Here is a 25,811-nt window from a genome sequence, read left to right on the forward strand (position 1 = left end):
GACCGCAACAGTCCGCATGCGCTGTCCTGCTGGATTGTGCAGGAAATCTAGATTACGGCTATGCTTCGAGAAAGACAGGTCATTCTTTTTCTACGAAATTAGTAGAAAATAGTTCGCCTATCGGGCCATTTGTGACGGAGGCGTGCTCAGCGGCGGCTCCGTCACCATAATAATCCAAAGCTCTTCATATGGTAGGAAATTGGAGCGTAATAGTCATCTCGAGTCAGCAGACTATCGTCAGATACCTTCGGCAACCACATACCTCTTCCCAACCCAAGCGGCGTTAGGCGGGGCAGGGTGTCGGGACTTCTGTCTTCATGAAGCAGTCGAGGCAATGGCGCTTCAGTCGCGAGAACTCGTGCGACGCGACGATATCGGTCGAACGCAGCCGTGGGAAGGCGCTCACCTCACCCATTTTATTACGACGAGCTAGGCCTGATTACCGAGAAGCTTGATGCCGCTCTCCCGATCCTGCGCATAGAAGACGGGGATAACCGGCGATCACTTGAGTGTGTGGAGGCAACTGCATAACCAGCCGAAAATCCGCGCATTGACCATTCTGGCATGGATAGATCGCGGCGCGGTCTTCAGAGGCTGGCGAGTTCGCCTCACGGCGCTCGTGCATATATCAGCGTCAACTTAGGATAAAAAACTATCCTTGCGGCCAAGCTTAGAACGTAGCGCCTCGAATAGTCGATAAACTCGATAAAATATATGAGTTAGATCGGTTTCTTTGCCTGCGAGGGTGCACATGGAGTTTTCAAGACGTAAGTTTTCGGCCCTTTTGGCGGGGTCTTTGACACTGCCTCTTCTGAAGATCGCCCCGGCGACGGCGGCGGAGAAGGTGGTTCGGATGGGCTATCAGAAATACGGCACGCTCGTGTTGCTGAAAGGGAAGGGCTTGCTGGAACAGAAGCTCGGCAAGATCGGCTATACGGTGAGCTGGAAGGAATTTCCGGCCGGCCCACAGCTTCTTGAGGCGTTGAATGTCGGTGCTATTGACTTCGGCACCACCGGGGAAACGCCGCCGATCTTTGCCCAGGCCGCCGGTGCGCCTCTCGTCTACGTGGCCCACGAGCCGCCTGCGCCACTGGGCGAAGCCATTCTCGTGGCCAAGGATAGTCCGATCAAATCGGTTGCCGAGCTAAAGGGCAAGACGGTGGTCCTCAACAAGGGCTCGAACGTTCATTTCCTTCTCGTCAAGGCGCTCGAGGAGGCGGGTCTCAAATATAGCGACATCAAGACGTCCTTTCTGCCGCCGGCTGATGCGCGTGCCGCCTTCGAGCGCGGTGCGGTGGACGCCTGGGTAATCTGGGACCCTTTCCAGGCGGCCGCCGAGGTGGCGATCGAAGCGCGCGAATTGCGCAATGGCGATGGTATAGTGCCGAACCACCAGTTTTATCTCAGCACCAAGAGTTTCGTCGCCGATCATCCGCAGGCCGTCGATATCGTCCTCGAGGCGGTTGGCGAAATCGATGAATGGGCAAAGACGAATACCTCGGCCGCAGCCGCGGAGCTTGCTCCGTCCGTCGGCATTCCGGAGGATGTACTCGCCATCGCGCTGAAGCGCCAGTCCTATGGCGTCAAGACGCTGGACGCGGCGGTGGTGACGCAGCAGCAGGCAATCGCCGATACCTTCTTCGAGCTTGGCCTCATCCCGAGCAAGATTTCCATCGCGGACGTCGTGCGCAAGGGCGGTGCCTGATGGTGGAGACGTCGGTGGCCGGCTATTCGGCCGGTGCACGCGGCAGGATCAATGTCCGGGAACTCGGGCGCGCATTTGCGCCCTGGGCGCTTCCGATCGTGCTGCTGATCGCCTGGGAGATCGCGGCACGTACGGGCCTGGTCAATGCCCGCCTGATGCCGGCACCGACGAAGATTGCCGCCACCTTCTGGCGGTTGCTGCTTGACGGCTCGCTCTTCTATCACACGCTTGCCTCGACGCAGCGCGCCTTGATCGGGCTGGTGATCGGCGGCGGATTGGGTTTCGTCGCCGGCGTGTTGAACGGCCTCTGGAAACCGGCCGAAACCTTTCTCGACAGCACCTTGCAGATGCTGCGCAACATTCCGCACCTTGCGCTCATCCCGCTCGTCATCCTCTGGTTCGGCATAGACGAGGGCGCGAAGATATTTCTCGTCGCGATCGGCGTCTTCTTCCCGATCTATATCAACACCTTCCATGGTGTTCGCACCATCGATCCCCAGCTGGTCGAGATGGCCTCCGTCTATGGCCTCGATCGCAAGGCGCTGATCCAGCGCATCATCCTCCCAGGTGCGCTGCCATCGATCCTCGTCGGCCTGCGCTATGCGCTCGGTTTCATGTGGCTGACCCTGATCGTCGCCGAAACGATCTCCGCCACCAGCGGCATCGGCTTCATGACGATGAATGCACGGGAATTCTTCCAGACTGATATCGTGTTGCTGGGCATTATCGTCTATGCCCTGCTCGGCAAGCTTGCCGATATCGCCACGCGGCTGATAGAGCGCCGTGTGCTCGTCTGGCATTCAGCCTATCAGGCGGGCGAAGGTGCGAAGCGATGAGTGCGGCCGAGATATCAGCAGCGGTCGTTGCGGATGAGGTGGTGGGCGGTGGTCTGCCGATCTCGCTGACCCATGTCAGAAAATCCTTCGGCAAGCTCGATGTGCTGAGCAACTTCGAGCTCGACGTCCCGGCCGGCCAGTTTCTGGCCGTCGTCGGCCGGTCCGGCGGCGGCAAGTCGACGCTGATGCGGTTGATAGCGGGGCTCGATGCGCCGAGCGGCGGTCATGTCGCGATCGGCGGAAAGGCGGTCGATCGGCTTCATCCGGAAGTACGCCTGCTTTTCCAGGAGGCCCGTCTCGTTCCCTGGCAGCGCGTCATCGAGAATGTCGGCATTGCCCGTGGGCCGAACTGGCGGGAGACGGCGCAAGCCGTCCTTGCCGACGTCGGCCTGCAGAAGCGCGAGGAGGATTGGCCGAGCGTATTGTCGGGCGGCCAGCGTCAGCGCGTGGCGCTTGCGCGCGCCTTGGTCAGCCGACCGCAAATCCTCCTGCTTGACGAACCCTTCGGAGCGCTCGATGCGCTGACCCGCATCGACATGCATCGCCTGCTCGAGGGTATCTGGGCGGATCGCGGCTTTACCACTGTGCTGATCACCCATGATGTCGCCGAGGCGGTTGCGCTTGCGGATCGCGTCGTCGTCCTTCGCCAAGGCACAATCGCCCTCGATATAGACGTCGATCTAGACCGTCCGCGGCGCGAGCTTGCCGACCCCAGAGCCGTCGACCTGCAGCGCCGCATTCTGGAGGCGGTGTAAGAGGCGCCCGATCTCATTCCGACCGGCCCGGATGCGAGCCAGTCGTTGCCTTTTCAGGATAAAACAGGACTGCTCCTTATTCTTTGAACCAGAGCGCAACGCCAGTTGCCGCTTTTGCATCGACAAACAGGCCGCCCTCGAAGGGCATGGCCGGCTGGCCGCCGGCGGCCAGAACGTCCGCCGCCGTCTTCAACGATCTCACTTTCAGGCCGAGCGCCACCTTGCGTTCGCGACCCTCGAAATGCTGCGGAATGGCCTTGCCGAAGCGGGCCGCGGCCCTGTCTTCGGAGATGATGCGGATCGTGACGATGCCGGCTTGGACCGCAATGCCCTCGTCGTTGACGCTAGGGGCTGCGGTATTCGGAAATCCTCCGAGCAATTCGGTAATCGCTTGCGGTGCCCGGCTGACGATAAATACGTCGACGATATCGAGAACACCGTTGGGATGGTGCTGATCGGCCGGTTGCCACACCAGTTCCGGCGTATTGTGCTGGCAAAAGAAGAAGCGACCGTTGGAAATCGCCTCCTTGCCGAGCTGGAAGGTGCGGAAGCTGGCCGACTTTTCCGTGCCCCCTACGTCAACGGGGCGCGAAAAATCACGCCATTCCGTCACGGATTTGCCGGCCTTGCCCAATTCGCTTTGCAGGGCAGCGGCATCGGTGGTGCGAAAGGCCAAGCCATTCAAGCCGACCGGGTAGGACCAGAGGTCGGCGCGCTTCCTGTCGTTCTCCTGAGGAAATCCCAGAAGCTCCAGATAGTTCTCGCCGAATACGGCAAGATGATTGATGGAGCCCAGGGTATGATAGCCTCGCGGCGTCAATGTGAAGCCGAGTTTGCGGTAGACAGCGGCAGCCGCATCCAATCCGTCAAGGACGCCAATGACGGCATGATCGAGGATGAGTGGTTGGGCTGTGGCAGCCATAAATGTCTCTCCCAATATGAAGCTGAACCAAGCGGCTGTGGTCCCGGCAATTTCGTATGAGCGCCAGATTAGCGTTTCGAGAAATTAATTTAATTTGCTGGATTATAAGTGCAGTAGATGCGGCCGACCATTCCGGCCGATGCTAAATCGCCGCTTCGCCGCGAAAAAGCATTCTAATACGAGAGGCGGGTTTCTCAAGAACGAGAGATATGCGGGACGCCGTGAGAGTTTTCAAACCATACAGAGGCTGCGTCGCTCACCCGTCGGCGAGCGATTCGACTATTGGTCGTCGCCTCGACGAGTGAGCCACTAGGTCGGTGTCACCAAGGTCGCCATCGCGCTGGTTAGGGGATCGCAATGTGTTCGTTTCTTATGCTTCCTGCAAATTAGAATATAAATTCTATAGCTAATAAGATGTCCGGCGTAGGTTGGAGTGCATTTTCCTACAGGGGCTTATACACAATGGGCATCAAAGCCAAACTCAACGCGGCAACTCTATTGACGGCATGGTTACTGGCTGTGCCGGTTGCATTCGCCGATGACCAGCCGGTCAAAGGAGGCACGCTGATTTATCTTGAGCAGCAGGCACACACGAACCTATATCCGCCTGCCGGTGGTTTCTATCCGAACGGTGGTATCCTCAACCAGATCACCGATAAGCTGACCTATCAAAACCCGCAGACGCTTCAGATCGAGCCATGGGTTGCAGAGTCCTGGACAGTCAACGACAACGCTACGGAATATACGTTCAAGATCCGCAAGGGCGTGACCTTTTCCGATGGATCGCCGCTCGATGCCAACGCCGTTGCAAAGAATTACGATACGTTCGGCCTCGGCAACAAGGAGCTGAAGCAGCCGGTTTCGGAGGTCATCAACAACTACGACCATAGCGAAGTTGTCGATCCCTATACCGTCAAGTTCTATTTCAAGAAGCCATCTCCCGGCTTCCTGCAGGGGACGTCGGTGATCGGCTCTGGCCTGGTTTCGCTGAAAACACTCGCGCTCCCCTTTGATCAGCTGGGCGATGCTACAAAGATCATCGGTTCCGGCCCCTTCGTCGTCGAGAGCGAGACGCTCGGCAAGCAGCTCGCGCTGATGGCGCGCACGGATTACAATTGGGGTCCGAGCAAGCTGGAGCATCAGGGCCGGGCGTATCTGGACGGCATCAAGTACATCATCACCGGCGAGGACAGCGTGCGCATCGGTGCCTTGCTGTCCGGCCAGGCTGATTTCATTCGCCAGCTCCAGGCGTATGACGAAAAGCAGGTCGCCGATCAGAGTTTCGCGATCTATGCGGCACCGACGCGCGGTGTGAACGACAGCGTTGCCTTCCGGCCCGATAATCCGCTCGTTGCCGACATCAAGGTCCGTCAGGCGCTTCTGCATGCGACGAACAACAAGGAAATCGTCGATACGCTGTTTTCAGCCAATTATCCGCAAGCAAAGTCGGTCATTTCATCGGCCGCGGCCGGATACGCGGATCTCTCATCGAACCTGAGTTATGACCCGGCCGTCGCCGAGAAGCTTCTCGACGAAGCGGACTGGAAGAAGGGGGCGGACGGCATTCGCCAGAAGGACGGAAAGCCGCTTTCACTTGCTGTCTATGAATCTCTGCCGCAGCCGCAGAACAAGGCCGTACTGCAGCTCGTCGCTCAGCAATGGGCGAAGATCGGCGTCAAGCTGCAGGTTCTTGCCGGCACGTCGGGAAATGTCGTGACTGACAATGTCGATCCGGCGAAGACCCCGTTGGTTGTCGCCGAAGTCGGCCGTGCCGATCCCGACGTCGTCAAGAGCCAGTTTTATCCCAAGAACCGGGATGCTCTGCTGCAGAAGGGCGGTCTCAATCCCAAGGCGATCTTCTTCGACGACAAGCTGAACGGCATCCTCGAGACCGTCGCTTCCGAAACCGACCGCAGCAAGCGGTTGGCTGCGGCCAAGGCCGCGCAGGAATATCTGCTGGATCAGGCTTACGTCATCCCGTTCTTCGAGGAACCTCAGGTTTTTGCAGGTGCACCGTACGTCAAGGGAGTGGCGTTCGAGGCTGTGGGACGCCCGTCCTTCTACAGCACCTGGCTTGCCGAACATTGAGCAAAAAGGGGCTGGCCCGGCGTGGTGCCGGGCCTCCTGGCGCGAAGACATGGTAGTGGCATGGCAAGATACATATTATCAAGGTTCGGGCAGGCCCTGTTCGTCTTGTGGGCGGCTTTCAGCGTTTCGTTCGTGTTGCTGCAGTCGCTGCCAGGCGACGCGGTGCTGATCAAATTTCAGAACCCGGATTACGGGCTGAGCCCCGAGCAGCTTGCCGATATCAGGGCGGCTTATGGCGCCGACGGATCGTTCCTGCACCAATATGCCCATGCGGTCTGGAATTTTCTGACGGGGGATTTCGGCTATTCCCTGCAGGCAGGCGTTCCGGTGAGCTCGCTGCTTGCCACCAACCTGCCACCGTCCCTTCTGCTTGCAGCATCGGGGTTTGTGGTGGCGACGCTTCTTGCCGTTCTGATTGCAATCGCCTGCAATCTTTCCGGTCTTGCCTGGCTGCGTGGCCTGATCCAATCCATTCCGTCGCTGTTCATATCGGTGCCGACCTTCTGGCTCGGCATCATGCTCATTCAGATATTCTCTTTCCGGCTTCGCCTCGTGCCGGTCATCAATCCGGGTCCATGGGAGGGTCTTTTCCTGCCCATCCTGACGGTCGCAGTGCCGATTTCGGCGCCGCTCGCGCAGATATTGCTGAAGAACATAGACGAGGTCCTGACGAAGCCCTTCGTGCCCGTGGCACGGGCCAAGGGACTTTCGCATGCCAAGGTCCTGTGGCGGCACGTCGCCAAGAACACGCTGCTACCGGTTTTAACCGTTGCCGGTTTGCTGTTCGGGGAGCTGATCGCCAGCGCGGTCATCACCGAAACGGTCTTTGGCCTCAATGGTATCGGCGGGCTGACGAAACAGGCCGTGGACAGCCAGGATGTCGCCGTTCTTCAAGCAATCGTCGTTATTGCCGCGACCGCGTTCGTCGTCATCAACCTTGTGGTCGATCTTCTCTATCCCGTGCTCGATCCGCGTCTGAAGACCAAGCTGGGAGCCGCATGATGGCAACGATCGAAACCGCCCGACATCATGCAGACCTCGATGCGTCCGACCGGAAAGTCAGTGTATCGCCCGTGACGCTTGAGACCGATTTTCACGAGAACGCCGGAGCTGGCGGGCGTTTTCCGCGCATGCAGCCTGGTCTCCTCTTTGCGAGCCTCATCCTCGCACTGGCCGTCCTTTGGGCACTCTTCCCAGGCCTCTTTACGATTTATGACCCTGTCCAGGGCCTGCCCGGGCAACATCTACGACCGCCCAGTGCCATTCATCTCCTGGGTACGGATTCGCTTGGGCGAGATCTCTATGCCCGCATTGTCTATGGTGCTATCCACTCGCTATCGGGCGCACTCGCTGCCGTTGGCATCGCGCTTGTGGCCGGCACGACGCTCGGCGTGCTTGCCGGATCGTTCGACGGCAGGATTGAGACGGTCATCATGAGGCTGGTCGATGTCATGCTGTCGATACCGGATCTTCTCTTGTCGCTCAGCATCATCGTTCTGCTCGGTTTCGGCACCGTCAACGCCGCGATCGCGGTCGGCTGCACGCTGATCGCCAAGTTTGCCCGATTGGTTCGCTCCGAAGTCGTGACTGTGCGCCGAAGCGAATATGTCGAGGCCGCCTTCGGAAGCGGCGGGACATTTCTCAAAGTGCTTTGGCGTCACATCCTGCCGAATTCACTGACCTCGGTGATCGCTTTTGCGGCACTTCAGGCCGGCTGGGCGATCCTGCAGCTCGCGACGCTCGGCTTTCTCGGCTATGGCGCGCCGCCACCGACACCGGAATGGGGCCTGCTGATCGCCGAGGGACGCAACTATATCGCAACCGCCTGGTGGCTGACGGCGGCGCCCGGTCTTGTCGTCGTCCTGGTGGTCGTTTCCATCAATCACATCAGCCGGTCAATCGGGAGCATCGCGAAATGACGGCTCCAATCATTGGAACGATTACGGAAAAGGGTGCGCCGATACTCGATGTTTCGGGCCTTAGGGTTGCCTATCGCGACAAGAGTGGCCAGCGCACGGTTGTTCACGATATTGACTTTGAGGTTCGCGCCGGCGAAGTGGTCGCCCTCGTCGGCGAATCCGGTTCCGGCAAGAGCTCCACGGCACAGGCGCTGATCGGCCTTCTGCCCGAAGGTGGCTTTCTCCAGCAAGGAACCATCCGCCTGAATGGTCAGGATATTGCCGGCTGGCCGCAAAAGCGACTGGACGGCATTCGTGGTTCCATCATCAGCCTCGTGCCGCAGGATCCGGGCAATTCGCTCAATCCGGTGAGGACGATCGGCGAACAGGTCGCCGAAATCCTGACGGTGCATGGCAGGACCTTTGGAGCGGCTGCTCGCGTTCAAGCGATCGAATTGCTGGAACGTGTCGGCCTCAGCCAGCCTCAATTGCGTGCCAGGCAATATCCGCATGAGCTCTCCGGCGGCATGCGTCAGCGCGTGTTGATCGCCATTGCGATTGCGTTGAAACCTTCGCTGATCATCGCCGACGAACCCACCAGTGCCTTGGATGTCACGGTGCAGAGGCACATTCTTGATCTGATCGACGATCTGAGACGGGAATATGGCACAGCGGTCCTTCTGGTGACCCACGACCTCGGGGTTGCTGCCGATCGATCCGACAGGCTGATCGTTCTGCAGCACGGCCGCATCCAAGAGCAGGGACGCACGGCCGATATCCTCGCAAACCCGCAAAGCAACTATACGAGCCGTCTGCTTGCCGACGCGCCATCGTTGAATGCGCGGCCGAAGGTCTCGCCGGCACACCCGGTTGCATCCGTCGCGCCGGCCGACGACATCGTCGTGGTTGATAGGCTGGTGCAGGATTTCGGTACCGGTAGCAGCGGCAGTTTCCGGGCGGTCGACGATGTCTCTTTTCGTGTTCGCCGCGGCAGCACCCACGCAATCGTCGGCGAATCCGGCTCCGGCAAGACGACGACGATAAGGATCGTTTCCGCCTTTCAGAAGCCGACCTCAGGGCAGGTGCTGATCGACGGGCTCGACCTGTCTTCGTTGCGCGGCGAAACGTTGAGGCTGCTGCGCAAGAAGATCCAGCTCGTCTATCAAAATCCCTATGGTTCGCTCGATCCGCGCCAGACAATTGCTGGGATCGTGGAGGAGCCGTTGCTGAATTTCGAACGCCTATCCCGGCGTGAGCGATTGGCGAAGGTGGCGGCCACGCTCGACAAGGTAGGGCTGCCAGTCGACATATCGCAACGTCGGCCACAGGCCCTCTCGGGAGGGCAGCGCCAGCGCGTCGCGATTGCGCGTGCCCTGGTGCTCGACCCGCAGATCCTGGTGCTCGATGAGGCGGTGTCCGCGCTTGACGTAACGGTACAGGCGCAGATCCTCGATCTCTTGGACGAGCTGCAGCGCGAGCTTGCGCTGACTTATCTGTTCGTCTCCCACGATCTCGCCGTCGTACGACAGATCGCGGACACTGTCTCGGTGCTGAACGCCGGGCAGTTGGTCGAGACGGGCCGCGTCGAAGACGTCTTTTCCGATCCCAGGAGCCCGTACACGCGCGAGCTGATCGATGCGGTGCCAGGCAAGAAGTTTCCGCGGGCCACCGAGTCCACCCTTATCAGTGCAGGATGATCCCATGAGTACGCCAACATTACCGAAGAGACTGGGCTTCTTCAGTCGGGTCCTAGACCAGGTGGACGCTGGAACCCGCTACAGGCTGGTTGCCGAGCAGATCATCCACGCCGAAAAGCATGGCTTCGACACGGCCTGGGTGGCGCAGCATCACTTCAACGGAGACGAAGGCGGCTTGCCTGCGCCATTGGTGTTTCTCGCCGCCCTGGCCCCGCAGACCTCGCATATTCGTTTGGGGACCGGTGTCATTACGCTGCCGATGGAGAACGCGGTGCGGGTCGCCGAAGATACAGCCGTGCTAGACAAGCTGCTCGACGGGCGGCTGGAGGTCGGCTTCGGCACGGGCGGCACCTCGCAGGCCTTCCTTCCCTTCGGTCTGGAAAGCAGCCAGCGCAAGGAGGTCTACGGCAATCACCTTGCTCTGGTGCGCGATGCCTGGGCGGGCGGAGAGCTTACAGGCAGCAACCGCCTCTATCCGGCAGCGCCGCATTTGCGCGACCATGTCTGGCAGGCGACATTTTCCGTTGGTGGCGGCTTGCGTGCCGGCCGCGATGGCGACGGGTTGATGTTGTCGCGCACACAGCCGCGGCCGGCCGAGACGCCGGACGCCAAGCTCTGGGACCTGCAAGGCCCGATCATCGATGCCTATCTGTCGGCGTTGCCGGCGCAGCGTCAACCGCGAATATTGGGTTCGCGGAGCCTCTTTGTCGCCGACAGCAGGAAAGAGGCCCTTCACTTTGCCGATATCGGCCTGAGGCGGATCGTCGAACATTTCAAGGCAACGGGCTTTGTGATCCCGGGCGAAACCACGGCTGATTTGATCAGAGCATTCGATGTTCACGTCGGCACCCCTGACGACGTTATCGCATCGCTTCAGGCAGACACGGCATTGGCGCGGGTCACGGACCTGGTCTTCCAAGTGCATTCCGTCGATCCGCCGCATGAACATATTCTACGCTCGCTGGAACTGACGGCTGCTCATGTCGCCCCAGCGCTTGGTTGGATGCAGCAGCGCCCCACCGGAAATGAACGCCGCTTCGCGGCGCAAGTCTAATATCGGCATCCGAAGAAAAGGCATCGACCATGACTTTGCAGACGAGAGACGTCATCGATTTCCTTGCAGGAATAGATCCTGGGTCCGATCTTGACGGCCTTCGGGCACGACGGCCCGAGACGCGCCTCAATGCCCAGAAGAGCTATGAAGCTCTTTTCGAGCCCGAGCATTGGGGAAGCGTGACCCCGGCGGAGCGCTTTGCCGTCGCCGCCTTTGTTGCCGGCCTCCACAAGGCACCGGAGATCGCAAATTTCTATTCTTCCAAGTTGCGGGATGAGACGCATGGTCCCGAGCTCGTTGCCGTCATCGGCGCGGAGCTGGAGACCGGCGATACGACCGGACCTTACGGCCACTATCCGGCTGGCCCACTTTCCCGCGAGGACCGGCCGGGCCTCGTCTATGAGGTTTCGGGCGAAAGCCGGAAACTTCTGGACCTGAAGCTCAGCGCGGCACTCGAACACAGCCATCTTCTGGTCTTCCGTCCGAGGGAGGCAAGTGCTGCGGCGCTGCAGAAGCTGCTCGACGCCGGCTGGACGACCACAGGCATTGTCACCTTGTCACAGATCGCGGCATTTTTGGCGTTTCAGATCAGGGTGGTCGCCGGGCTCCGGGCGCTTGCGAAAAACTCGGCCAATATCGGAAAGGTCGCATAAGCCTAGTCGCACGAACAAGGAATCCTTTCATGACCGAAACCGTCATTCATCCCGAAATCGCAGACCGGCCGAATGCCTTTACCCAAGCTGAAATCGGCTGGACGCCATGGCTGCAGCCAATTGACGAAGCCGATCTGACCGAGCGTCATTGGGCCGGCCTTGTAGATGCGTCGCGCGCGAAATCGCCCTATTTCATGCTGCTGGTGCGCGACCCCGATATTCTCCAGGCCCGCACCAAAACGGACAAGGATATCTTCTACAATGTTTCGGAGGGCCTTCCCCGGGCCGAGCGCGAACTGGCTGCTACGGCGGCATCGCGAACGAATGGCTGCATTTTCTGCGCCTCGGTGCATTCCCGTTTTGCCTCCCATCATTCCAAGCGAACGGATGACGTGCAGCGTCTGTTGGATGAGGGTCTTCAAGCCGATTTGGGCAGCCGGTGGAATGCTGTGGTTGGGGCGTCAGCTGCACTGACAGCAACGCCATCTCAATTCGGAGCCGATGAGATCGGAAAGTTGCGCGACGAAGGACTTGATGACCTGGAAATCGCCGATGTGATCCATGGCGCCGCCTTCTTCAATTGGGCGAACCGATTGATGCTTTCTCTTGGTGAGCCAACGCCAGCGATCTGAACCCGCTTTCCGGACATGAGTGGCACGATCACCCACTTGCCATTATGACCAGTCACAATTCCAAGATAGAAGTCCTGTCCGGACCCGAGCGCCGCCGTCGCTTGTCGACTGCCGAGAAGTTTGCCATCGTTAGGAGACGTATGAGGCGAACGCGACGATCAGCATCGTTGCACAGCGTCATGGTATCCAACCGAACCACGTCAATCGCGTTTGACTACTATCATCTCATCCTCATCATATTGTCCGCCGAACTGATCGGCCTCCATTAAATCGGGCAATTCGGAACCGGAATTTTCCGACATCGGCGCACAAAGAATTAGAATTCCTTTTATCTATTAAATCTATAGACAATTATAGTCCCAGTTGTTGCTGCCTTGCCGATATCGGGCAGCAAAGGTGTTTTGAGAAAACAGGATGGGATCATGAGTGGTAGAATCGTCGGTATTTCGAGGCGCGGCAGTGTTGGCGCCACTGTGGTGGCTTTCCTTCTGACCATGGCCGCCAACGGTGCCTGGGCAGGTGCCGATGCTGCGAAGCCGGTCGATGGCGGCGTCCTGAAGGTCGGGCTGGGAACGGATACGGCGATCATCGACCCGTCGATCACCGGCAGTTCGATTACGGCGGTAATCACCCGAAACCTCGTCGATTCCCTGGTTGGTCAAGCTCCGGACAACAGCTTCTCCCCGTGGCTCTCCGAGCGCTGGGAGATCAATGGCGATAATACGGTCTATACATTTCACCTGCGCCAGGGCGTGACGTTCAGCGACGGCACGCCGCTTGATGCTGCGGCGGTCAAATATAATTTCGATCGTATTCTCGATCCCAAGACGACCTCCAGCTACGCAAAGTCACTCCTCGGTCCCATCGATAAGATCGAGGCTCCGGACACTCGGACGCTCGTCATACGCTACCGCCAGTCCTTCGCGCCGTTGTTGCAGGGCCTGAGCTTACCCTACCTCGGAATTCAGTCGCCCACTTATCTGCAGAAGGCGACGAGCACCAACAACACGGTCGTCGGCTCCGGCCCTTATGTTCTCGACAGTTTCGTCCAAGGCAGCGGCAGCAAGCTCAGCCGGCGCGCCGACTACAACTGGGGTCCCGGCTACGCGACACATACGGGGCCGGCGCATCTTAATGAAATCGATTTTAAATACCTGCCGGAAGCATCAGTTCGTCTGGGCGCTTTGGCGAGCGGCCAAGTCCAGGCTATCGACGCCGTTCCTCCCGCCAATTTCCGATCCGTGCAGGGTAACGGCGCTTTGCAGGTGGTAACGAAAGAGAATCCGGGCGTCAGCAGCTCCTTTCTCCTCAACACATCAAAGGGGCCTTTCACGGACATCAAGGTTCGCCAGGCTTTTCAGAGCGTGGTGAACGTGGCTTCCATTGTGAAGGCTGCCTATTTCGGTACCCTGAAACCGGCTGACAACATCGTCGGGCCCTCGACGCTCTATTACGATCCCGGCGTCAAGACGAAGTGGGGCTTCGACGTCGCCAAGGCAAACCGGTTACTCGATGAAGCCGGTTGGACTGAGAAGGATGCCGATGGCATTCGCCAGAAGGGGGGCCAGCGCCTGACGGTTCACTATGTCTATGACAGCGCGCAAGTCGGTGATTCAGATATCACGCTTGCCCAGGCGGCGCAGTACCAGGTGCGTCAGGCTGGTTTCGATCTTCAGCTCGATCCGGTTGATGCCGGCGGCTTTACCAGCCGCACCAATGCCAACGATTACGATCTGGTCTCGCTCTACTACGTACGCGCCGAGCCCGACATCCTGCGCACCGTATTCCATTCCGCTTATGCGCCGCCCAACGGTGCCAATTATGCTCGCATCAACAGTCTTGATGAGAAGCTGAGCAAGGCGATCGGCGCAACCGATGCAGAGCGGAAACGGCTCTATGCCGAGATCCAGGCGGAGATTATCGATCAGGCGTACGCGGTGCCGCGCTACATCCCTGCCTATCAGCTCGGCGCCTCCAAGAAACTGCTTGGCATTAGCTGGGCGACCAACGCCAAACCGAATTTCTACGATGCCTGGCTCAACCCGTAATCTGATCCGTGCCGGCACGAGGCGGCTGGGTGTGATCGTTGCCGTGCTGTGGGGCGCGGCGACGATTGCGTTCATCGCCATCAAGCTCATTCCCGGCGATCCGGTCTCGATCCTCGCCGGCGGCGAGAATATCGTCGACGAGGCCGAGCGCGCAGCGCTGGTGCATCAGTACGGATTGGATCAGCCGCTGGCGCTTCAATATCTGCGCTATCTCGGCGATGCGCTGCTCGGCAATTTCGGCCAAAGCTATCAATATCGGCAGCCCGTCATCGAGGTGATATGGGAAGCCGTCGGCCCGACACTGCAGCTAGCAGGCAGCGCCGTCGTTGTCGCGCTGTTTCTGGCGATCATCATCGCGTTGACGACCGCCGGACGCCAGCGAGGGCTTGCGGCAACGCTTTCCGGCATCGAGCTGGTGGTGTTGAGCACGCCGGTCTACTGGATCGGCATCGTGCTTCTGTCAGTTTTCAGCTTTCAACTGCAATGGTTCCCGGTGACGGGCAGTGACGGGCTTTCCGCCCTCGTGCTGCCGGCGATTGCCCTTAGCCTGCCTCTGGCTGCGCTGCTGAGCCAAGTGCTGCGCGACGGGCTGGAAGAGGCCCTATCCCAGCCATTCGCGCTCACGGTGCGCGCTCGCGGCGTCGGGGAAACCATGCTGCGATTTCGCCATGGGCTGCGTCACGCCGCACTTGCTGCATCGACTTTGACCGGCACACTTCTCGCTAGCACGCTCGGCGGCTCCATCCTTACGGAAACGGTGTTCGGCCGGTCCGGCATCGGCCAGATCACATTACAGGCGATCAAGACTCGCGATATGCCGCTGGTATTGGGCTTGGTGATGCTTTCGGCAGCGGTCTTCGCCGTCATCAACCTCCTAGTCGACGCCCTTTATCTCCTGATCGATCCTCGTCTCAGGAGAACGGTACAATGAGCAGCGCGGAATTGTTCGATGCCGCGCTGCGTCGGCGCGGAAATGGTGGGGGTTATGCCAATCCCTGGTTGGCACCTGGCTTATTCGTTCCGCTTCTTATCGTGGTGGTTCTGGCCTTCGCAGTCGCCGCGCCGCAATGGTTTACTGCTTTCGATCCGGAAGCGGTGGATACGGATGCCATATTGCTGCGCCCTGATCTCAGACATTGGTTCGGCACCGACGAGCTCGGGCGCGACCTGTTTTCCCGCGTCGTCCACGGAACATCGCTGTCGCTCATGATAGGCATCGGCGCGACGCTGATCGCCACACTTGGCGGCATCCTGCTCGGCACGGCGGCCGCACTTGCGCCGAAGACGATCGGCCGCCTTCTCGTCCGGGGCATCGATATTCTGCTCGCATTTCCGGAAATGCTGCTGGCGCTGCTTGTCATCGCTGTGCTCGGGCGCGGGCCGTCGAACACGCTGCTTGCCGTCGGGCTTTCCAGCATCGCTTCCTATGCGCGGCTGGTGCGTTCGCAGGTGCTGCAGGTAAAGCTCTCTGGGTATGTCGAGCATGCCGTCACGCTCGGCGAACGTCCCTGGACGATCATTATCCGCCACATCATTCCGAACACGGTTCGCCCCCTGCTGATCCTGGCGACGATAGGGGTGGGGAGTTCCGTTCTCTCCGCATCGGCACTGAGTTTCCTCGGCCTCGGCGTTGTGCCGCCGGCACCGGAATGGGGGGCGCTGCTCGCAAACGGCCGCAACTTCCTTGATGTCGCCCCCTGGACCAGCTTGCTGCCTGCCACGGTGGTCGCCATCTCCGTGATCTCACTCACCCTTCTCGGCCGCCGGCTGCAGACCTTGTTGTCCAAGGGGGAGACACCTTGAACCTGAACACCATTCTGCCGAGCCGTTCCAATACCGCCTCTTCGGGCAATCCGATATTACTGCAGGTGAAAGGGCTCAGCGTCGCTTTTCCGACGCCGCGCGGCCGTGTTGAGGCCGTCAACGACATCTCGTTTCAGATCGCGGCCGGGGAAATCCTTGCGCTTGTCGGAGAATCCGGCTCGGGAAAATCGGTGACAGCGCGTACGCTCGTCGGCCTTGCTGGTTCGCGGGCCGACGTCCGGGCGGAGGCGATGACGCTTGCGGGTCATGACGGGCGAATGCTCGATCTCCTGAGCCTGTCGGAGCGATCCTGGCGCCGGCTCCGCGGGCGGGAGATCGGCTTCGTGCTTCAGGATGCGCTGGTCTCGCTCGACCCTTTGCGCACAGTCGGCCGCGAAGTCGCCGAACCGATCCTGGCGCATCGTCTGCTGCCCCGCTCGCAAGCGGCGCGACGTGTCGAAGAGCTGCTTGGTGAGGTCGGCATTCCCGACCCTGATCATCGCGCCGCCCAGTATCCGCATGAATTGTCGGGCGGATTACGTCAAAGGGCGCTGATCGCTTCGGCGCTTGCCGCGCAGCCGCGCTTGTTGATCGCCGACGAACCCACGACCGCGCTCGATGTCACGGTTCAGCAGCAGGTTCTCAGCGTCTTCAAGGAACTGGCGAGCGCCGGTCATGCCGTTCTTCTCATCACTCACGATCTCGCTGTGGCGATGCAACTCGCCGACCGAGTGGTCGTCATGCAGAATGGCCGCCTGGTGGAAGCCGGTCAGGCGCGCAGGGTACTGTCCGCGCCGCAGCACGAGTATACGCGTCGGCTGCTTGCCGCCGTGCCGACCGCGGCGACCCGTGGTCGGTGGTTGAGCAGTGCCGAAGGCGCGCCAATACGCCAGCGAGTTGTGGAACCGGGAGGACAGTTGCTGGAGGTCCGCGATGTCTCCGTAAACTTCAAGCGCCCCGACGGCAGCCGCTTCGACGCAGTTAGACAGGTTTCGCTTGAGGTCGGGCGAGGCGAGACACTTGGAATCGTCGGCGAGTCCGGTTCTGGCAAGACGACGCTCGGCAAGGTCGCTTTAGCGCTGCGGCGCCCGGATAGCGGCGACGTGCTTTTCGAAAACAGATCTTGGAGCGCACTTGCCGAATCGGAGCGACGGCCGCTGCGTCGCCTTATTCAGACCATCAGCCAGGATCCCCTCGGTTCGTTCGATCCGCGCTTCACGGTAGAGCGGCTGCTGGAGCAGCCACTGCGACTGCGCGGTGATCTCGATCGGGCAGCGCGCAAGCGGACAATAGCCGAGCTGATTGAACGAGTCGGCCTGTCGGCGGAGCTTCTCGCGCGGCGGCCGAACACGCTTTCCGGCGGCCAGCGGCAGCGCGTCTCCATCGCCCAGGCGCTGGCGGCGGAACCGAAACTCCTGATCTGCGACGAACCGGTATCGGCGCTCGACGTGACAACGCAGGCCCAAGTCCTGGATCTGCTAGTCGATCTCCAGAGCCGGCTGGGACTGTCGATGATTTTCATCTCACACGATCTCGGCGTGGTTCAGCACATGAGCCATCGTATCGCCGTCATGAAGGATGGCGCGATCGTTGAAACAGGGCCGGTCGAGCAGCTCTTCGAGCACCCTCGGCATACTTATACGCGCGATCTGATCGCGTCCGTGCCGAAGCTTTCTGCCGAAAGACATTCTTTGCTTCCAGCGAAGATCGGATAATCCGCCGTTCGGATCGGCCTGGTGTCGCAGATCCCATCGCCGATTTCTGAAACACGCCTTTGTGGCTATCGAAAGCCCGCGCGGCATGTGCGATCGGCTCGGGTAATAAATTCGATGCTAAAGGCAGGGTTCTCTAGGAAAGCTCATCCCGATGCCGGTACGTCTGAAACCGCGGATGAGTGTAAGCCGAAATCATATTCTCGGATCATGCGCGTTTTGCCGAGCTGAAGGTCCCGTTCGCGGCTGTGTAAGGCGGAAGTTCCAAATTCGAGCGGAAATCGTCTCCGACATAGTCTGTGTCGATAAGCGCACGCCTCCGCAATTCCGGCAGTAGTCCGTTCACAAGCAGGTCCTCCTGATCGGGATTGCCAAAGCCATGTAGAGACAGGACATCCAGAACGCCTGCGCGGAAACGCTCCTCGATCGCGTCGACCAATTGCTCCGGTGTGCCGGCAACGGACCAGTGTCCAGTTTCCTGGGCCTGGATGATAAGTTCTCGCAAGGTCAGTCCTTCACGGGCATAACGCCGAAAAATCTCCACGCGGCCCCGCCGGCGATTGATACTGGTGACTTCCGGCAGCAGGGTTTCCGGCAAGGGCTTGTCCAGCGGCAAGTCGGAAAGATCAAGGTTTCCACCAAGCATGTCCGCTAGCTTGAGACGCCCTTGCTCGTAATCGATCCGCTCGTGCTTTTCCTTCAGGCGCCTTGCGACGTCTGCATCAGACTCGCCGATGACTGCGTGGAAGGAGTTCATGATGAAGGGCAGACCGCCCGCACGTCCGAAACTCGTTGCCCGACGCCGCAACTCGGTCGCAAAAGCGATGGCGTCTTCGAACTTAGGCTGAGAGGTATAAACCACCTCGGCATATCGTGCACCAACGCCCACCCCTGCCTCGGACTGTCCGGCCTGAAATTGAACAGGGCGACCCTGTGGCAAAGGCGGCACGTTCAGAGGACCTTCGACTTTAAAGTGCTTGCCGTGGTAGTTGATCGGATGAAATTTCGTCGGATCGATGCCAATCGCGCCGGATGCCTTGCGCTCGGCCGCGTTGCGTTCGTTGGCATCATAAAGCGCATTGACGATTTCGATAAACTCGGCAGCCCGCTCGTAACGCTTCTCCGGACTTGGCAGTGTCTCGCCGAAATTCTCTTCGCCGACCGAGGAGGTCACGGCATTCCAGCCAGCGCGTCCGCCGCTCGTATGGTCCAGCGTGCCGATCTGGCGGGCCAGATTGTAAGGATAATGGAAGGTGGTGGAGACCGTGGCGATCAGACCGATCTGAGAGGTCACCTGGCTCAAGGCGGCAAGTGCAACGATCGGTTCCTGTATCCCTGCGGTTCCCGCAAGCCCCGCGGGGTCGATGTGGAGAAGATCCGCGGTAAACAGCCCGGTGATCTTTTCTGCTTCGGCTTTGCGAGCGAGTTCGACGGCGCGCTTTATGCCTGTGACCGGATTTGTGTCGTTGCCGGCTGAAATGACGCTGCCTGCTCCTGTCAGGGTCTTCAGGCGTCGGGTGCGATTGTTGGTCATGGCGAATTTCCTTGATGGTTCGAAAGCATGCCTCGGATCGCGCCTCTCAGGTCAAAGCCGGAACCGCTTCCAGCAGGGCGCGCGTGTAATTGTGACGCGGGCTGGCGAAGACATCTTCCACCGCGCCTGCTTCGACGATCCGGCCCTCCTTCATCACGAGAACACGATCGGTCAGGTGATGGACGACGCCAAGATCGTGAGAGATGAATAGGAGCGAGGTTCCGGATGCGGCCTGAAGTTCGGCCAGCAGATCCAGCACCTGCGCCTGCACCGATACGTCGAGCGCACTGACCGGCTCGTCGGCTACAAGAAGCCGCGGACGCGGCGCAAAGGCGCGTGCGATGGCGACACGTTGGCGCTGGCCGCCGGAAAGCTCGCGCGGATGACGCTTCAGGAGCGCCTCGCCGAGACGGACCGCGTCCAGCACTTCAAGCACGCGCTGGAGGCGTGCGGCGCCAAAGACGCCGACGCTATCGAGGCTTTCGCCGACGATTCTTTCAACCGTATAGCGGGGATCGAAGGAACTGAGGGCATCCTGTGCGATCAGTTGCATGCTTGCGCGCCTGTGACGGCGTTCTTTCTCGGGGACACTACTCCAGCGCTCGCCGTCGAGGTAGACCGTTCCACTATCTGGTTCCGCCAAGCCAAGAACGATTTTCGCAACGGTCGTCTTGCCGGAACCGGACTCGCCAACGATGCCGAGGGCTTCGCCTGCCGCGAGATCGAAGGATACATCGTTGACGGCAGAAATACCGCCCGATCCGCCGTAGCGTTTAACGAGGTTGCGAGCCGACAGAATGTGGACCTGATGATCGATCGACTTTGTCGGCAGGGGAATCCTGGAGCGGTCACCGGTCTGGGAGTGCTGCTGCGCTGGTGTCGCCCGCAAATCCGCTGCTGTCGCTGGAGATAAATGGAATCCCCTTGAGCTGGCGGATGGCACGGCATCCAACAATTGCTGCGTATAGGGATGCTTAGGTCGTCTTAGTATCTGTTCCGCCGGACCTGCCTCGACGATGCGGCCGCTGTTCATGACAAGCACACGATCGGCAAGATGCGAGACGACGGCGAGATCATGGCTGATCAGGAGGAGCGTATGGCCGGCCTTTCGACGTTCGGCCAGCAAATCGAGTATCTGTTTCTGAACGGTCGCATCCAGCGCGGTCGTTGGCTCGTCGGCAATCAACAGTGACGGTCCACGGGCTATAGCCGTTGCGATGAGGGCACGCTGGCGCAAGCCGCCAGAGAGCTGGTGCGGATATTGCGGCAGCCGGCGATCCGGATCGGGGATGCCGACCGACTGCAGTACGAGGCGGCTGTCTTCGTGTCGATTGGGTCGGCGAAAAAGGCCGCGTCCGCCAAAGGCGTCCGACAATTGCTGCGAAATTCGTCTCAACGGATCGAGAGAGACCAGCGCATCCTGAAGAACGAAACCTATCTTTCCGCCGCGAAGCCGCTGCCAGTCCTTTTCGTCGAAATCGCGTACATCGATTCCATCGATATCAAAACGATCGGCACCAATGGCTGCGCCTGCACCGGCCAGCCCGATGATCGAGCGCGCCGTCACGGACTTACCGGAGCCGGATTCTCCGACGAGGGCGACCACTTCGCCCCGATTGATCGTCAGGTCAATGCCATGGACGACCGTATTAGCGCAGCCGCCTTGGGGAAACCCGATAGTGAGGTTGCGGATGTCGAGCACAGAGGTCACGATACCCTCCTGCCTTCGAAGGCAAGCTGCCAGCGTCTTCCAAGCACGCTTATGGAAATGACCGTCAGCGTAATGGCGAGACCGGGCCATACGCCGATCCACCAGGCGACGCGCAGGTAGTTGCGCGCTTCCGCCAGCATTGCTCCCCACTCCGGTGCCGGGGGCTGCGGACCCATGCCGAGAAAGCTTAAGCCCGCTGCCTGAATGATCGTCGTGCCGAGACCGATCGTCGCCAGGATCGGCACCTGGGCCAGAGCATGGGGCAGTATGTGGCGAGCCACCAGCACGCTGGGCGTCAGTCCAAAGGTTTTTGCCTGCTCGACATAACCGCTTTTAGCAATCACGAAGGTCTGCGCGCGCACGACCCTTGCGAAACGCGGCACGGAGGCGACACCGAGCGCGAGGATGAGATTGACCGTGCCAGGCCCGGTGAACGAGATCAGGACAAGAGCGAGCAGCAGGTCCGGGAACGACGAAATCACATCCAGAAAGCGCGAGATGGCTTCATCCAGAACGCCTCTGGCCAGGCCGGACAGAAGCCCAAGAAAAGCCCCGACGATTGCGGCAATGGTAACGGCGCTGACGCCGATCAAAATGGAGTAGCGCGCTCCGTAAACCACGCGCGAGAGGACATCTCTTCCCAGATGATCCGTGCCGAACCAATGTTCGGCCGATGGCGGCAACTGGGCTTGCAAAGGGTCGGCGGCAATCGGATTGGCGGCTGTCAGAATTTGCGGCCAGATGGTGGCGACCGCCACGAGCAGCAGGAAAATGATGGAAAGGTTGAGCCCGGGATTTGCGAACCGCGTGTGAAGCCTCAGATGGCGCCGATCGGTTTCTTGCTGTGGAGAGGAAGAGACACTCAATGGCCCGCCTCCACGTTATCATTACGAAGACGAGGGTCGAGCAGCAGATACAGCACGTCGACCAGCGTGCTGAGGACGACATAGATGAAGGCCGAGAGGATGGCGACCGCAAGCACGACGGGCAGGTCGTGCGCCAGAACGGCGTCGACCGTGATACGACCCAATCCGGGCCTGCCGAATACAGCTTCGGTGATGACCGCGCCCGATAGCAGATTGCCGACGAGCCAGCCGGCGAGCGTCACGGCGGGAAGTGCTGCGTGACGCAGGCCGTGGCGTAGCCTCAAGACGAAATCGCCGACACCCCAGCTCCGGACCGTCAGAACGAAGGGTTCTTCCAGGGCACGCTCAAGTCCCTCGCGCAGCACCTGTCCGACGACGGCGCCGAGGGATAGGCCAAGCGACAAGGCCGGCAGCACCAATGTCGAGAATGTCCGATCGCCGGCAACTGGAAAGAGTTTCAAGGTAAAGGAAAATATGAATAGCAATAGGATGCCGAGCCAGAAGGACGGCGTCGAGATAAGGATGAGTTCAACGCTGCCTGCGATGCTACGGGGCAGGCGTTTGCCGGCCGTCAGCAGGGCGCTGGCAACGGCGAACACCACCGCCACGACAAGTGCAGCCGCGGTGAGCTTCAACGTCGGCAACATCTGCGACAGGACGAGGCCCGAGACATCCGTCTGCAGGATGTAGGAACGACCGAAATCGCCATGAAGAACACGCGGCAAGTAGGTCAAGTACTGGGTCAGCAACGGCTTGTCCAATCCCCATTCCAGGCGAATGGCGGTCTCCACTTCGGGCGTTTGCAATTGCTCTCCGATCAGCAGGCTGACAATGTCGCCCGGCGCAAGGTGCACGCTGATGAAGCTCAGCGTAACCGCGGCCCATAGGACCGCGATTGCCGATCCGATGCGAACCAGGATCCGCGATGAGAGACTGTTGCGCTTCCATCGGCGGCCTCGGCGTGATAGCCAAACCGAAGGGGTCCGGTCGAACGCTGTTGCGTTGTCAGCACTCATGATCGGTCGCTCCTGCATCGTCCCCACCGCTTGAGGCGCGAGAACGCGTTGACTGGATGGTTTATTCGGTGCGCCAGAGGTCGTATGCGCTCTCCGGCAGTTGCTTGAAGGGCCGGAAGCTGATCCCCTTTACATAGCTTGCAGCCGCTACCTGGTCCTCAGGCTCGTAAAGTGGGAGGGCATAGGCCTGATCGAGAATGGCGAAGCGCTGCAGCTTCGAATACAGATCGAAGCGCTTCTTCTGGTCCAGCGTCGAAGCAGCGTCATTCAGCCACTGCAGCAGTTCCGGTGCAAAGGCGCGGCTATAGTTGATGGTGCCGCCCTTATCGATGGGCAGGTAGTGGTATTCGATGTCGATCGCATCTGTGGGCGTGTTGGAGTTGGCGATCGAGCCAAATTGGCCGGTCTTGCGTCGATCGGTATAGGTGCCCGCATCCACGAAGACGATTTTGAGATCGATCCCGGCGTTCTGTCGTGCTTGCGCCTGCAAAGCCTGCAGCAGAACGTCACGCTGATCGCGCACGGTCGCTTGCGCCTGGATGACTTCGATGGTCAGCCGCTTACCGTCCTTGGTTCGAATGCCGTCTGCTTCGCGTGCTGTCCAGCCGGCTTCGTCAAGCAACGCGTTTGCGGCCTTCGGATCGGGGCCATAGGTCGCTTCGATGCTCTTGTCGTAAAATTGCGGGTCGATCGGCGATGTTATGCCCCATGCCCGGGTGCGTTCGCCGCGATAGACCGCTTTCAGAACCGCATCGACGTCGATGGCGGCGATCAGAGCCTTGCGCACCTTTATATCTTGGGTCGGTCCCCAGGTGACATTGAGGAAAAGCGAATAGGGCGTGCCTGTATTGAGCGCCGTCTGATAACTGAAATCCGGATTGTCCTTGAAGAGGCTGGCATCGTTGCCGGCGATCCCCTCGATCACGTCGACCTGTCCGGACGAAAGCGCTCCCGTTCGCACGGAGGATTCGGACAGGAAGCGATAGGTCACTTCATCCAGATGGGCCGGTCCCTGATGGGCGGCTGTCTTGGGCGCCCAGTGGTAGGCCGCATTCTTGACGAACTGGATGTCTTGTCCCTTGGCATAGCGCTTGAGGATGAAGGGACCGGTTCCCGCGATCTCGGGGCCGCCGGATTTCAGTTGCGTCGACGCAAAGGCTGACGGTGAGAGGATTTCCAGGCTCGCGGCGTAGTCGAGAAAGGGCGCATAGACCTGGTTCAACGTAAAGGAGACTGTGTAGTCGTCCAAGGCTTTCGCCTCGACGATGCGGGAGACCGGACCCGCGCTCACGCTGCCGCTATAAGCCGGATCCTTGAGCTTGGTGAAATTGGTGATGACGGCCTGGGCATCGAATTTCTGATCGTCGGTGAAGGTCACATCGTCACGAAGCTTGAATGTATACGTCTTGTCGTCGTCGGAGATCTTATATTCCGTTGCCAGCCAGGGAACGTAGCCGCCATCGGCCGTGCGAGCCAGCAATGATTCGTAGGCGTTGCGCAAGAGCAGCTTGGTCTTGTCCTGCCCGTTGAGCTGCGGATTGAGCGTGGCCGGTTCCGTCTCGACGCCCCAGGTCAGTTTACCGCCGCTGACCGGCGTGCCATCCGCAGCAACGGAAAGGCTAGGCAGCGCGGAGGTTACGAGCACGGCGACGGTCAGGCTAAGAAAATGTCTGCGAATAAGCATTGATGGATATCTCCTTGTAAAAGTCTGTGAGCGGTCGAGCCAATCAGGCTGCAACCGCGTCGCGTGCGCTGGCCAAGAGTTCGATGGTTTTCAGACGATGAGCACCTTCGGAAAGAGGGCAGTCGATGACGAACTCATCGATGCCGAATCTCCTGTGCAAGCGGTGCAGCTCCCCATGAACGTCGGCGGGCGCTCCGCGAATGACACGCGGGCTTCTCTCTTCGATACGATAGTCGGTTGCGCCGGCCTGGCGGACATATTCCAAAGCCTGTTCGCGGCTGCCGACATTGACGCCTTGTCCATCCTTGATCTCGAGGCGGAAGCGGCGTGTGTCGCCCAAAAGGCTTTCGGCGAGGGAGGCCGTCTGCGCCGTTACGACGCTGATAGCGAGTAGCGCAGTCTTGCCGCCCGCCTGCCGATAGGCCGAAAGCGATTGCGAAATCGCTTCGTCGTCCCCGTGAATGTGGCCTGCATAAACATAGTTCCAGCCTAGATGAGCAGCCAATTTCGCGCTTTCCGGACTTGCGCCGAGCAGGAAGCGACCTGGCGGCAGGTCGGGCGCTGGAAAGGCGGCGAGGTCATCAGTAGTGCGTTCAATATCCTGTTCATGGCGCAAGAAGCCATCCAGCTCGGCCAACTGCGCTTCGAACGTTAGTTTGCGCGCGGGATCATAGGCTTTCTGGAGAGCACCGGTTGAGAGCGGAAGGCCGCCCGGCGCCTTGCCAACTCCAAGATCGACGCGTCCTGGTGCGAGAGCCGAAAGGAGATTGAAGTTTTCCGCAACCTTGTATGCGCTGTAGTGCTGCAGCATCACTCCGCCGGAGCCAATATGGATGCGGTGCGTATGCGCTAGCAGAAAGCCAATCAATACTTCGGGGGAAGAGCTTGCGAGTTTGGCGGAGTTGTGGTGCTCCGCTACCCAGAAGCGCCGGTAGCCCAGCTCTTCGGCGCGTTTGGCGAGCGCCAAACTGCGCTGCAACGCTTGCGATGCACGCTCGGGTCCATCAATCGGGCTCTTGTCGAGAAAACTCAGGGCGTAAGACATCCGTCCTCTTGGCGGTTGGCGGCAATATCAATCTTCATAATCTATATTTTTAATGGATTACTAAATCGAGCAATGATGTTTCAATCGTCGACTGCACAATAAAAGATCATGCCGTGCGAAGCCCTCCGGCAATCATGCATCCTAAGAGCGTG

At 59.9% G+C, this 25,811-nt stretch carries 21 protein-coding genes and 2 pseudogenes; 15 read left to right on the forward strand and 8 right to left on the reverse strand.

Going from position 1 to position 25,811, the window contains the following annotated elements; genetic code table 11:
- Positions 1–269: 269 nt before the first annotated feature.
- A pseudogene (locus NXC24_RS35760) lies at positions 270–397 on the reverse strand (ABC transporter ATP-binding protein); the annotation flags it as partial.
- Between the two features lie 354 nt (positions 398–751).
- Here NXC24_RS35760 and NXC24_RS20875 point away from each other — a divergent pair.
- From NXC24_RS20875 to NXC24_RS20885, 3 genes are read left to right on the forward strand one after another with little or no spacing between them, the layout of a single operon-like run.
- Entirely contained in the window at positions 752–1,705 is a 954-nt protein-coding gene (locus NXC24_RS20875) for a sulfonate ABC transporter substrate-binding protein (RefSeq protein WP_104825378.1), read from the forward strand.
- The gene (locus NXC24_RS20880; protein WP_104825379.1) at positions 1,705–2,541 is read left to right on the forward strand and encodes an ABC transporter permease subunit; all 837 of its coding nucleotides are present in this window, start codon (positions 1,705–1,707) and stop codon (positions 2,539–2,541) included. The genes NXC24_RS20875 and NXC24_RS20880 overlap by 1 nt, the downstream gene beginning before the upstream one ends.
- Positions 2,538–3,296, forward strand: a complete 759-nt coding sequence (locus tag NXC24_RS20885) for an ATP-binding cassette domain-containing protein (RefSeq protein WP_104825380.1) — start codon at positions 2,538–2,540, stop codon at positions 3,294–3,296. Before NXC24_RS20880 ends, NXC24_RS20885 begins: the two co-directional genes overlap by 4 nt.
- 76 nt (positions 3,297–3,372) lie before the next feature.
- On the opposite strand, the gene NXC24_RS20890 is transcribed toward NXC24_RS20885, so the two are convergent.
- The gene (locus tag NXC24_RS20890; RefSeq protein ID WP_104825381.1) at positions 3,373–4,218 is read right to left on the reverse strand and encodes a VOC family protein; all 846 of its coding nucleotides are present in this window, start codon (positions 4,216–4,218) and stop codon (positions 3,373–3,375) included.
- Positions 4,219–4,680: 462 nt separating this feature from the next.
- Here NXC24_RS20890 and NXC24_RS20895 point away from each other — a divergent pair, with 462 nt between their 5' ends.
- The 12 genes and pseudogenes from NXC24_RS20895 (at position 4,681) to NXC24_RS20950 (ending at position 17,806) form a co-directional block, all read left to right on the forward strand.
- Positions 4,681–6,306, forward strand: a complete 1,626-nt coding sequence (locus NXC24_RS20895; RefSeq protein WP_104825382.1) for a TIGR04028 family ABC transporter substrate-binding protein — start codon at positions 4,681–4,683, stop codon at positions 6,304–6,306.
- 60 nt (positions 6,307–6,366) lie between these two features.
- Positions 6,367–7,308 (forward strand): ABC transporter permease, encoded by a 942-nt coding sequence (locus tag NXC24_RS20900; RefSeq protein WP_104825383.1) that lies wholly within the window; start codon positions 6,367–6,369, stop codon positions 7,306–7,308.
- Complete coding sequence (locus NXC24_RS20905) at positions 7,308–8,225, forward strand: ABC transporter permease (protein ID WP_104825384.1); 918 nt, start codon at positions 7,308–7,310, stop codon at positions 8,223–8,225. The genes NXC24_RS20900 and NXC24_RS20905 overlap by 1 nt, the downstream gene beginning before the upstream one ends.
- Complete coding sequence (locus NXC24_RS20910; RefSeq protein WP_104825385.1) at positions 8,222–9,901, forward strand: ABC transporter ATP-binding protein; 1,680 nt, start codon at positions 8,222–8,224, stop codon at positions 9,899–9,901. Before NXC24_RS20905 ends, NXC24_RS20910 begins: the two co-directional genes overlap by 4 nt.
- 4 nt (positions 9,902–9,905) lie before the next feature.
- Positions 9,906–10,955, forward strand: coding sequence for a putative FMN-dependent luciferase-like monooxygenase (locus NXC24_RS20915; RefSeq protein ID WP_104825386.1), 1,050 nt, complete (start codon positions 9,906–9,908; stop codon positions 10,953–10,955).
- Positions 10,956–10,984: 29 nt separating this feature from the next.
- A complete protein-coding gene (locus NXC24_RS20920; protein ID WP_104825387.1) occupies positions 10,985–11,608 on the forward strand; it encodes a CMD domain protein in 624 nt (207 codons plus the stop codon).
- 29 nt (positions 11,609–11,637) lie between these two features.
- A complete protein-coding gene (locus NXC24_RS20925) occupies positions 11,638–12,240 on the forward strand; it encodes an alkylhydroperoxidase domain protein (RefSeq protein WP_104825388.1) in 603 nt (200 codons plus the stop codon).
- Positions 12,241–12,284: 44 nt separating this feature from the next.
- Positions 12,285–12,436: pseudogene (locus NXC24_RS20930) on the forward strand (transposase); the annotation flags it as partial.
- A gap of 298 nt (positions 12,437–12,734) precedes the next feature.
- Positions 12,735–14,288: an ABC transporter substrate-binding protein gene (locus tag NXC24_RS20935; protein ID WP_245464025.1), complete on the forward strand. Its 1,554-nt coding sequence runs from the start codon at positions 12,735–12,737 to the stop codon at positions 14,286–14,288.
- Positions 14,269–15,219 carry an ABC transporter permease gene (locus NXC24_RS20940; RefSeq protein ID WP_104825390.1) on the forward strand — a complete coding sequence of 317 codons (951 nt, stop codon included), beginning with the start codon at positions 14,269–14,271 and terminating at the stop codon, positions 15,217–15,219. The genes NXC24_RS20935 and NXC24_RS20940 overlap by 20 nt, the downstream gene beginning before the upstream one ends.
- Positions 15,216–16,091 carry an ABC transporter permease gene (locus tag NXC24_RS20945; protein WP_104825391.1) on the forward strand — a complete coding sequence of 292 codons (876 nt, stop codon included), beginning with the start codon at positions 15,216–15,218 and terminating at the stop codon, positions 16,089–16,091. Before NXC24_RS20940 ends, NXC24_RS20945 begins: the two co-directional genes overlap by 4 nt.
- Positions 16,088–17,806, forward strand: a complete 1,719-nt coding sequence (locus NXC24_RS20950; RefSeq protein WP_104825392.1) for an ABC transporter ATP-binding protein — start codon at positions 16,088–16,090, stop codon at positions 17,804–17,806. The genes NXC24_RS20945 and NXC24_RS20950 overlap by 4 nt, the downstream gene beginning before the upstream one ends.
- 205 nt (positions 17,807–18,011) lie before the next feature.
- On the opposite strand, the gene NXC24_RS20955 is transcribed toward NXC24_RS20950, so the two are convergent.
- The 6 genes from NXC24_RS20955 to NXC24_RS20980 form a co-directional block, all read right to left on the reverse strand.
- A complete protein-coding gene (locus tag NXC24_RS20955) occupies positions 18,012–19,337 on the reverse strand; it encodes an NtaA/DmoA family FMN-dependent monooxygenase (protein WP_104825393.1) in 1,326 nt (441 codons plus the stop codon).
- A 46-nt stretch (positions 19,338–19,383) separates the two neighbouring features.
- Positions 19,384–21,048: an ABC transporter ATP-binding protein gene (locus tag NXC24_RS20960; protein WP_104825394.1), complete on the reverse strand. Its 1,665-nt coding sequence runs from the start codon at positions 21,046–21,048 to the stop codon at positions 19,384–19,386.
- Positions 21,045–21,869, reverse strand: coding sequence for an ABC transporter permease (locus tag NXC24_RS20965; protein ID WP_245464026.1), 825 nt, complete (start codon positions 21,867–21,869; stop codon positions 21,045–21,047). The genes NXC24_RS20960 and NXC24_RS20965 overlap by 4 nt, the downstream gene beginning before the upstream one ends.
- 41 nt (positions 21,870–21,910) lie before the next feature.
- The gene (locus NXC24_RS20970; protein WP_104825396.1) at positions 21,911–22,930 is read right to left on the reverse strand and encodes an ABC transporter permease; all 1,020 of its coding nucleotides are present in this window, start codon (positions 22,928–22,930) and stop codon (positions 21,911–21,913) included.
- Positions 22,931–22,991: 61 nt separating this feature from the next.
- Positions 22,992–24,614: an ABC transporter substrate-binding protein gene (locus NXC24_RS20975; protein ID WP_104825397.1), complete on the reverse strand. Its 1,623-nt coding sequence runs from the start codon at positions 24,612–24,614 to the stop codon at positions 22,992–22,994.
- 43 nt (positions 24,615–24,657) lie between these two features.
- The gene (locus tag NXC24_RS20980) at positions 24,658–25,659 is read right to left on the reverse strand and encodes an MsnO8 family LLM class oxidoreductase (protein WP_104825398.1); all 1,002 of its coding nucleotides are present in this window, start codon (positions 25,657–25,659) and stop codon (positions 24,658–24,660) included.
- Positions 25,660–25,811 lie beyond the last annotated feature (152 nt).

This window comes from Rhizobium sp. NXC24 (assembly GCF_002944315.1).
In the GTDB taxonomy this organism is placed as follows: Bacteria; Pseudomonadota; Alphaproteobacteria; order Rhizobiales; family Rhizobiaceae; genus Rhizobium.

What these genes read in the sequence shown, in the direction of transcription:
- NXC24_RS20875 (WP_104825378.1), top strand. Translation starts at nt 752, where the DNA reads ATGGAGTTTTCAAGACGTAAGTTTTCGGCCCTTTTGGCGGGGTCTTTG.
- NXC24_RS20970 (WP_104825396.1), bottom strand. Translation starts at nt 22,930, where the DNA reads ATGAGTGCTGACAACGCAACAGCGTTCGACCGGACCCCTTCGGTTTGG.
- NXC24_RS20915 (WP_104825386.1), top strand. Translation starts at nt 9,906, where the DNA reads ATGAGTACGCCAACATTACCGAAGAGACTGGGCTTCTTCAGTCGGGTC.
- NXC24_RS20955 (WP_104825393.1), bottom strand. Translation starts at nt 19,337, where the DNA reads ATGACCAACAATCGCACCCGACGCCTGAAGACCCTGACAGGAGCAGGC.
- NXC24_RS20900 (WP_104825383.1), top strand. Translation starts at nt 6,367, where the DNA reads ATGGCAAGATACATATTATCAAGGTTCGGGCAGGCCCTGTTCGTCTTG.
- NXC24_RS20910 (WP_104825385.1), top strand. Translation starts at nt 8,222, where the DNA reads ATGACGGCTCCAATCATTGGAACGATTACGGAAAAGGGTGCGCCGATA.
- NXC24_RS20905 (WP_104825384.1), top strand. Translation starts at nt 7,308, where the DNA reads ATGGCAACGATCGAAACCGCCCGACATCATGCAGACCTCGATGCGTCC.
- NXC24_RS20885 (WP_104825380.1), top strand. Translation starts at nt 2,538, where the DNA reads ATGAGTGCGGCCGAGATATCAGCAGCGGTCGTTGCGGATGAGGTGGTG.
- NXC24_RS20935 (WP_245464025.1), top strand. Translation starts at nt 12,735, where the DNA reads ATGGCCGCCAACGGTGCCTGGGCAGGTGCCGATGCTGCGAAGCCGGTC.
- NXC24_RS20980 (WP_104825398.1), bottom strand. Translation starts at nt 25,659, where the DNA reads ATGTCTTACGCCCTGAGTTTTCTCGACAAGAGCCCGATTGATGGACCC.
- NXC24_RS20925 (WP_104825388.1), top strand. Translation starts at nt 11,638, where the DNA reads ATGACCGAAACCGTCATTCATCCCGAAATCGCAGACCGGCCGAATGCC.
- NXC24_RS20940 (WP_104825390.1), top strand. Translation starts at nt 14,269, where the DNA reads ATGCCTGGCTCAACCCGTAATCTGATCCGTGCCGGCACGAGGCGGCTG.
- NXC24_RS20890 (WP_104825381.1), bottom strand. Translation starts at nt 4,218, where the DNA reads ATGGCTGCCACAGCCCAACCACTCATCCTCGATCATGCCGTCATTGGC.
- NXC24_RS20975 (WP_104825397.1), bottom strand. Translation starts at nt 24,614, where the DNA reads ATGCTTATTCGCAGACATTTTCTTAGCCTGACCGTCGCCGTGCTCGTA.
- NXC24_RS20880 (WP_104825379.1), top strand. Translation starts at nt 1,705, where the DNA reads ATGGTGGAGACGTCGGTGGCCGGCTATTCGGCCGGTGCACGCGGCAGG.
- NXC24_RS20895 (WP_104825382.1), top strand. Translation starts at nt 4,681, where the DNA reads ATGGGCATCAAAGCCAAACTCAACGCGGCAACTCTATTGACGGCATGG.
- NXC24_RS20945 (WP_104825391.1), top strand. Translation starts at nt 15,216, where the DNA reads ATGAGCAGCGCGGAATTGTTCGATGCCGCGCTGCGTCGGCGCGGAAAT.
- NXC24_RS20920 (WP_104825387.1), top strand. Translation starts at nt 10,985, where the DNA reads ATGACTTTGCAGACGAGAGACGTCATCGATTTCCTTGCAGGAATAGAT.